This is a genomic window from Rhodococcus sp. CX (assembly GCF_015865005.1).
Classification (GTDB): domain Bacteria; phylum Actinomycetota; class Actinomycetes; order Mycobacteriales; family Mycobacteriaceae; genus Rhodococcus.
Window position 1 is genome coordinate 1747 of record NZ_JADZGH010000066.1, and the last position, 6199, is coordinate 7945.

At 69.4% G+C, this 6199-nt stretch carries 7 protein-coding genes; 4 read left to right on the plus strand and 3 right to left on the minus strand.

Annotated features, from left to right (window positions below; all coding sequences use genetic code 11):
* The coding region (locus I0Q12_RS06930) for a DJ-1/PfpI family protein (RefSeq protein ID WP_197251245.1) at positions 1-746 on the minus strand (746 nt) is incomplete at its 3' end.
* Between the two features lie 223 nt (positions 747-969).
* A complete protein-coding gene (locus I0Q12_RS06935) occupies positions 970-1488 on the minus strand; it encodes a 2'-5' RNA ligase family protein (protein WP_197251240.1) in 519 nt (172 codons plus the stop codon).
* On the opposite strand from I0Q12_RS06935, the gene I0Q12_RS06940 reads away from it, so the two are divergent.
* The 4 genes from I0Q12_RS06940 (at position 1487) to I0Q12_RS06955 (ending at position 5373) form a co-directional block, all read left to right on the plus strand.
* Complete coding sequence (locus tag I0Q12_RS06940; protein WP_197251241.1) at positions 1487-2617, plus strand: isocitrate/isopropylmalate dehydrogenase family protein; 1131 nt, start codon at positions 1487-1489, stop codon at positions 2615-2617. The genes I0Q12_RS06935 and I0Q12_RS06940 overlap by 2 nt on opposite strands.
* Positions 2618-2772: 155 nt before the next feature.
* The gene (locus tag I0Q12_RS06945; protein ID WP_197251246.1) at positions 2773-3621 is read left to right on the plus strand and encodes an ABC transporter substrate-binding protein; all 849 of its coding nucleotides are present in this window, start codon (positions 2773-2775) and stop codon (positions 3619-3621) included.
* A 13-nt stretch (positions 3622-3634) separates the two neighbouring features.
* Entirely contained in the window at positions 3635-4615 is a 981-nt protein-coding gene (locus I0Q12_RS06950) for an amino acid ABC transporter permease (protein WP_197251242.1), read from the plus strand.
* Complete coding sequence (locus I0Q12_RS06955; protein WP_307846081.1) at positions 4612-5373, plus strand: amino acid ABC transporter ATP-binding protein; 762 nt, start codon at positions 4612-4614, stop codon at positions 5371-5373. Before I0Q12_RS06950 ends, I0Q12_RS06955 begins: the two co-directional genes overlap by 4 nt.
* A 76-nt stretch (positions 5374-5449) precedes the next feature.
* Here the strand turns inward: I0Q12_RS06955 and I0Q12_RS06960 are convergent.
* A partial coding sequence (locus I0Q12_RS06960; protein ID WP_197251244.1) for an oxygenase MpaB family protein occupies positions 5450-6199 on the minus strand: 750 nt, incomplete at its 5' end.

Consider the following 6199-nt stretch of genomic DNA (forward strand, 5'->3'; position numbering starts at 1 on the left):
GCGAGGACCGCGACCGGCAACTCCCGGTCCAGATTCTCGGTCATCCAATCGAGAAGCGGGGCAAGGGTTTCGGACTTGCATTCGGGCAACGGCATCGCGACGTACTGGGCCTGCCCGCCGTCGCGGTGCGGCGGCACCACCATGCGCCGCGCGATCGTGTTCGCGACGTGGGCGCCCTGTTCGCTGCGGACGATGTGCAGGCACAGGTCGATCCCGGCGGCGGTACCGGCGCTGGTGAGCACCGCGCCGTCGTCGACGTAGAGCACGTCGGGATCGACCTTCGCCGCCGGATACATCTCGGCCAGCCGCGCGGCGTGCTTCCAGTGCGTGGTGCAGGGCCGTCCGTCGAGCAGACCGGCGGCGGCCAGGGTGAAGGCGCCGGTGCACATGCTGGCCACGCGTGCGCCGCGCTCGACCGCGGCCCGCAACTTCTCGAACAGCGGTTCCAGGTCGCAGGTGTCGTCGTCGGGGCCGCACACGTAGCTCTGGTCCTGCGGCGTCGCCACGCCGGTGCCGCCGGCGGGCACGATGATCAGGTCCGCGGAGTCGAGGAGGTCCAGGTCGTACGGGACGTCGATGGTGTAGCCGAACCGCGTGGTGACCGGCAGCGGTGTGCCCCGGATCAGCGTGAAATCGTAGGTGGGCAGGCCGTCGTCCGACCGGTCGAATCCGAACACCTCGCACGCGACGCCGAGTTCGAACGCCTCGATACGGGGGAGCAGCGGCACCACCACGGTCTTCAACATGTCTGCCAGTGTGCCACCGGATTGGCAGAAAAACGAGCATAACTGTCATATCTGCCACTGTCGGTGAAAGGCGGTGCGGCGCACGCTGGATCGCATGACCGCCCTGTTAGTCTTCGCCCTCGTCCTCGTCGTCCTGACGGCGCTGTCCCTGGCCGATCTGACTCCCGATACCCACAGGGAGACAACCCAATTCGGCGACTACCGGTTCTGAGCCATGGCACGGTCACACCACGCGCCACTCGCGCTTGGCCTGACCGTCCCACCGCCGGATCCCCGCCGACGTCCCGTCCAGTTCGTTTCTCGCCGCATGCGTCGCGACGATCGCCGCGCCGATCCGGCCGGCCGGCACCCGCCGCGCCAGCGTCACGTGCGGCGTCCACTCGCCGGGCCGGATGTGCGGCGGGATCCCCGGGCACTGCTCGAGCAGCGCGAACACCTCGCGGTGCAGGGTGAGCAGTTCGACCGTCGGCACCACCAGCCGCGCCAGCGTCGCGTGCCGGTCACCGAAGACCACGATCCCGCCGAGCCGCAACTCGATCGGCGACCCGTCGATCCGTTCCCGCATCTGCCCCTCGATCCCGGGCGGGATCGACGCCGCGACCGCGAGCGTGATGTGCGGCCGGTTGGTCTCGGTGCGCACGCGCGCGGCACTGCTGATCCCGGCGCCGAGCAGCCGATCCCACTCGGCCCGCACCGCATCGTCGAGCCGATCGTCGAGCAGCAGTTCCACGGACTGCACCATGGTGCGCAATCATTACGCGGTGACCGACTCCACCGCAACGACCGACCCGTCCACCTCCTCCGGCCACCGCATCGGCCTGCTCGTCGGTGACGGCATCGGCCACGAGATCGTGCCCGCCACCCGGCGGGTTGTCGACGCTGCGGTCGCCGCGGCCGGTGGACCGGCGATCGACTGGGTGCCACTGCCCATCGGCGCGGACGCGATCGCCACCCACGGCACCCCGCTCCCGCAGTCCACGCTCGACGCGCTCGCCGATCTCGACGCGTGGATCCTCGGCCCGCACGACAACGCGTCCTATCCCGAACCGTTCCGCAGCGAACTCACCCCCGGCGGCCGCATCCGCAAACAGTTCGACCTGTACGCGAACATCCGGCCTGCGAAGGCGCTGCCCGGTGTGCGCGCGGTCGTACCGAACATGGACCTGGTCATCGTGCGCGAGAACACCGAGGGCCTGTACGCCGACCGGAACATGGCGGTCGGCTCGGGCGAGTTCATGCCGACCCCCGACGTCGCGCTGGCCGTCGGGGTGTTCACCCGCGCCGCGTGCGAACGGATCGCGCACATCGCGTTCGGGCTCGCCGCGCGCCGCCGCCGGCGCGTGACGATCGTGCACAAGGCGAACGTGCTCTCCATGACCACCGGGCTGTTCCGCGACGTGTGCCGCGACGTCGGCGCGCAGTATCACGGCATCGCGGTCGACGACGAGCACGTCGACGCCATGGCCGCGCACCTGGTGCGGCACGGCGGCGACTACGACGTCGTCGTCACCGAGAACATGTTCGGTGACATCCTCTCCGACCTCGCCGGGGAACTCGCCGGCTCGCTCGGCACCGCCGGGTCGATCAACGCGTCCGCGACGAAGGCGATGGCGCAGGCCGCGCACGGCGCCGCCCCCGACATCGCGGGCCGCAACCGCGCCAACCCGACGGCCCTGTTCCTATCGGCGGCGATGCTGCTCGATCGCATCGCCACCACCGGTGACCTCCCGTATCTGCAGCGCGCGGCGCACCGCATCGAGCACGCCGTCGAGGAGACCATCGCCTCCGGTGTCGCGACCGCCGATCTGGGCGGGCAGGCCTCGACCGCGGAGTTCACCGAGATCGTGCTCGCCCGCACCCGCCTGCGGTGAGGGGCACACGGGCGGCGAGGTGCATGTCGGGGCGCGCATTCCGGGACACCCGGCCACCGTCCGGTTACTGTTCGATTGTGGACGAACCCGCCGGATCGGAACCTGCCGCCCGCCGACGTCGGCGACGTGCCCCGGCGTGGATTCTCGCGCTCGCGATGGTGCTCGCGGTCGCGACCGGATGCGTGAGCAACACCGAAGCGACGGTGCCGCCCGGTGACCCGATCCGCGCCGAGAAGGTCGACGAGATCGCGGCACAGCTGCCCGAGTCGATCGCGGCCTCAGGACAGATCAAGGTCGGATCGAACCCGCCGTACGCCCCCAACGAGTTCAAGGACGACGACGGCAACATCGTCGGGTACGCGGTGGAACTGCTCAACGCGATCGGGGACGTCCTCGGCGTGACGATGAACATCAGCGAGTCGGACTTCGACCGGATCATCCCGGCGGTGCAGTCCGGCACGTTCGACATGGGGTCGTCGTCGTTCACCGACACCAAGGAACGCGAGAAGTCCGTCGACTTCGTCACCTACTTCAGCGCCGGCGTGCAGTGGGCGCAGCGCGTCGGCGACGACGTGGACCCGAACAACGCGTGCGGCCTGCGCGTCGCGGTGCAGACCACCACCACCGAGGACATCGACGAGATACCGGCCAAGAGCGAGGCGTGCGTCGCCGCGGGCAAACCCCCCATCGACAAGGTCAAGTACGACAGCCAGGACGAGGCCACCAACGCGCTCATCCTCGGCCGCGTCGACGCACTGTCCGCGGACTCGCCCGTCACCGCGTACGCGATCGAACGCAGCGAGGGCCGGCTCGAACCGGCCGGGGAAGTGTTCGACGCCGCCCCGTACGGGTTCGTCGTCGCCAAGGACTCCCCGCTGGGGCCGGTCCTGCAGCAGGCCGTGCAGGAACTGATCGACTCCGGTGTGTACGCGCAGATCGCGGAGCGGTGGGGCATGGAAGACGGAATGATCGACACCGCGCAGATCAACGCTGCGCCGAGCTGACGGAAGGGGTCCGATGAGCGAGCAGGCGAGCTCCGTGAGCGGCCCGCAGGCCGGGACCGAACCGGCGCCGATCGAGGCGGTGCCGCTGCGCCGGCCCGGACGGTGGATCGCAGGTGTCGTCGTCGCCGTACTCGTGGCGCTGTTCCTGTGGGGCGCGGCGACCAACGAGGCGTACCGCTGGGACATCTACGCGCAGTATCTGTTCGATCGGCGGATCACCGCGGCGGCGTGGAAGACGATTCAGCTCACCGTGCTCGCGATGATCCTCGCGGTTCTGCTCGGGATCGTGCTCGCCGTCATGCGACTGTCCCCGAACCCGGTGCTGCGGACCGTCTCCTGGGTGTACCTGTGGATCTTCCGCGGCACCCCGGTGTACGTGCAGTTGGTGTTCTGGGGCCTGTTCCCGGCCATCTACAAGCAGCTCGACCTGGGCATCCCGTTCGTGCACCAGTTCGTGCACATCGACCTGCAGGGCATCAACGCCGCGTTCCTGTTCGCGGTCATCGGCCTCGGCCTGAACGAGGCCGCCTACATGGCCGAGATCATCCGCGCCGGAATCGGTTCCGTCCCGGAAGGCCAGACCGAGGCATCGACCGCCCTGGGCATGTCGTGGTCCCAGACCATGCGCCGCACGATCCTGCCGCAGGCGATGCGGGTAATCATTCCGCCCACCGGCAACGAGCTCATCAGCATGCTCAAGACCACCTCGCTGGTCGCCGCCGTGCCGTACACGCTGGAGCTCTACGGCCGGGCGCGCGACATCTCGGGCGCCAACTTCCAGCCCATCCCGCTGCTCCTCGTCGCCGCCACCTGGTACCTCGCGATCACCAGCGTGCTCATGGTCGGCCAGTACTTCCTCGAACGGCACTACTCGAAGGGCCTGAGCCGCCGACTCACCGCCCGCCAGCTGCAGGCCCTCGCCGACGCGCAGGGCAAACCGTTGCCGCCCGGTCACGGGGGCGGCGGCATCGCACCCGGAGGTGACGCACAGTGACGCCCATGGTCCAGGCCGATCGGGTCTGCAAGAACTTCGGCGCGGTCCAGGTGCTCAAGGGCATCTCGCTCCAGGTCGAGCGCGGGAACGTGACGTGTCTGATCGGTCCGTCGGGTTCCGGGAAATCCACGTTCCTGCGGTGCATCAACCACCTCGAGCGGGTCGACGCCGGACGCCTGTACGTCGACGGCACCCTGGTCGGCTACGCCGAGCGCGGCGGCAAACTGCACGAGCTGCACCCGCGGGAGGCGGCCAAGCAGCGCCGCGACATCGGCATGGTGTTCCAGCACTTCAACCTGTTCCCGCACCGGACCGCACTGGCCAACGTCGTCGAGGCGCCGGTCCTGGTGAAGAAGAAGCGCCGCAGCGAAGCCACCGAACGGGCCCGCGAACTGCTCGACCGTGTCGGTCTCGCCGACAAGGCCGACGCCTATCCGGCCCAGTTGTCCGGCGGTCAGCAGCAGCGGGTCGCGATCGCACGGGCATTGGCGATGGAACCGAAACTGATGCTGTTCGACGAACCGACCTCGGCGTTGGACCCCGAACTGGTGGGGGAGGTGCTGTCGGTGATGAAGGACCTCGCCAAGGGCGGCATGACCATGATCGTGGTCACCCACGAGATGGGTTTCGCGCGGGAGGTCGCCGACCAGCTGGTGTTCATGGACCGCGGTGTCGTCGTCGAAGCCGGGGATCCGCGTGCGCTGCTGGCCAACCCGCAGCACGAGCGCACCAAGACGTTCCTGTCGAATCTGTTGTAACCCCGGGCCGTACACGGTTCGAGCTCGACGAAGGCCCCCACCCCCCGGGGGCCTTCGTGCTGTGCGGCTGCGGAGCTCAGGCCTTGCGCGCACGCACCTTGCGGTACGGCGTCTCGTCGATGCGGGTGGTGATCTCGGCGACCATTTTGTCGTACGACTCGTTCTTGCGGGCGATGCCGATCAGGCGCTTGGTGGTGCGCGCGGCGGCGCGCAGGTTCATCGGGCGCCCCTCGATGCCGTACATCAGGCGCGCCCACTCCGGCAGGATCGACAGCATGCCGTCCTGCACGACGACGAAGGTGAACACCTTCACCGGGTTGCCACGCAGGCTCGGCTTGCGGAGGGCGTGCGTCACCTCGGCGGCCGCGAGGGACAGTGACAGCCAGTGGCGCTGCTCGTCGACGTAGGCCTCGAGGTCGGCGCGGGTCGCGGGCAGGCGGGCAGGGTCTGCGCCGACGAGTTCCGCGGCGATGTGCTGCTCGACGACGAACGCGTCCTGCTCGGCCGGGGTCAACTCGAGGCCGAAGGCCTCCGCACCGCGCAGCAGCGCGAACGCGAGGGCGTTGTGGGTCCAGTCGATCCACGCGGGCTCGTCGGCGCGCAACGTGGTGCCGGTGTGCGGGTCGTCCCAGACCGCGTGCGCGTGCATGCGTCGCACCGACGCGGCGGCGGCATCCGCGTGGGCCTTGTCGCCGAACATGACCGTGTCGAGATAGCGGCCGGTGCGTTCGTCTCGGCCCTTCGGATCGGCGTACGCGGCCGACGCGTGCTCGAACAGCCGCATCATGCCGGGGTTGAGCGCCTGCAGCAGGAGGCCCGCCATGCC

Excerpts from the sequence above, each read along its gene's own strand:
- I0Q12_RS06940 (WP_197251241.1), top strand. The coding sequence starts at position 1,487 with ATGGTGCGCAATCATTACGCGGTGACCGACTCCACCGCAACGACCGAC.
- I0Q12_RS06935 (WP_197251240.1), bottom strand. The coding sequence starts at position 1,488 with ATGGTGCAGTCCGTGGAACTGCTGCTCGACGATCGGCTCGACGATGCG.
- I0Q12_RS06945 (WP_197251246.1), top strand. The coding sequence starts at position 2,773 with ATGGTGCTCGCGGTCGCGACCGGATGCGTGAGCAACACCGAAGCGACG.
- I0Q12_RS06950 (WP_197251242.1), top strand. The coding sequence starts at position 3,635 with ATGAGCGAGCAGGCGAGCTCCGTGAGCGGCCCGCAGGCCGGGACCGAA.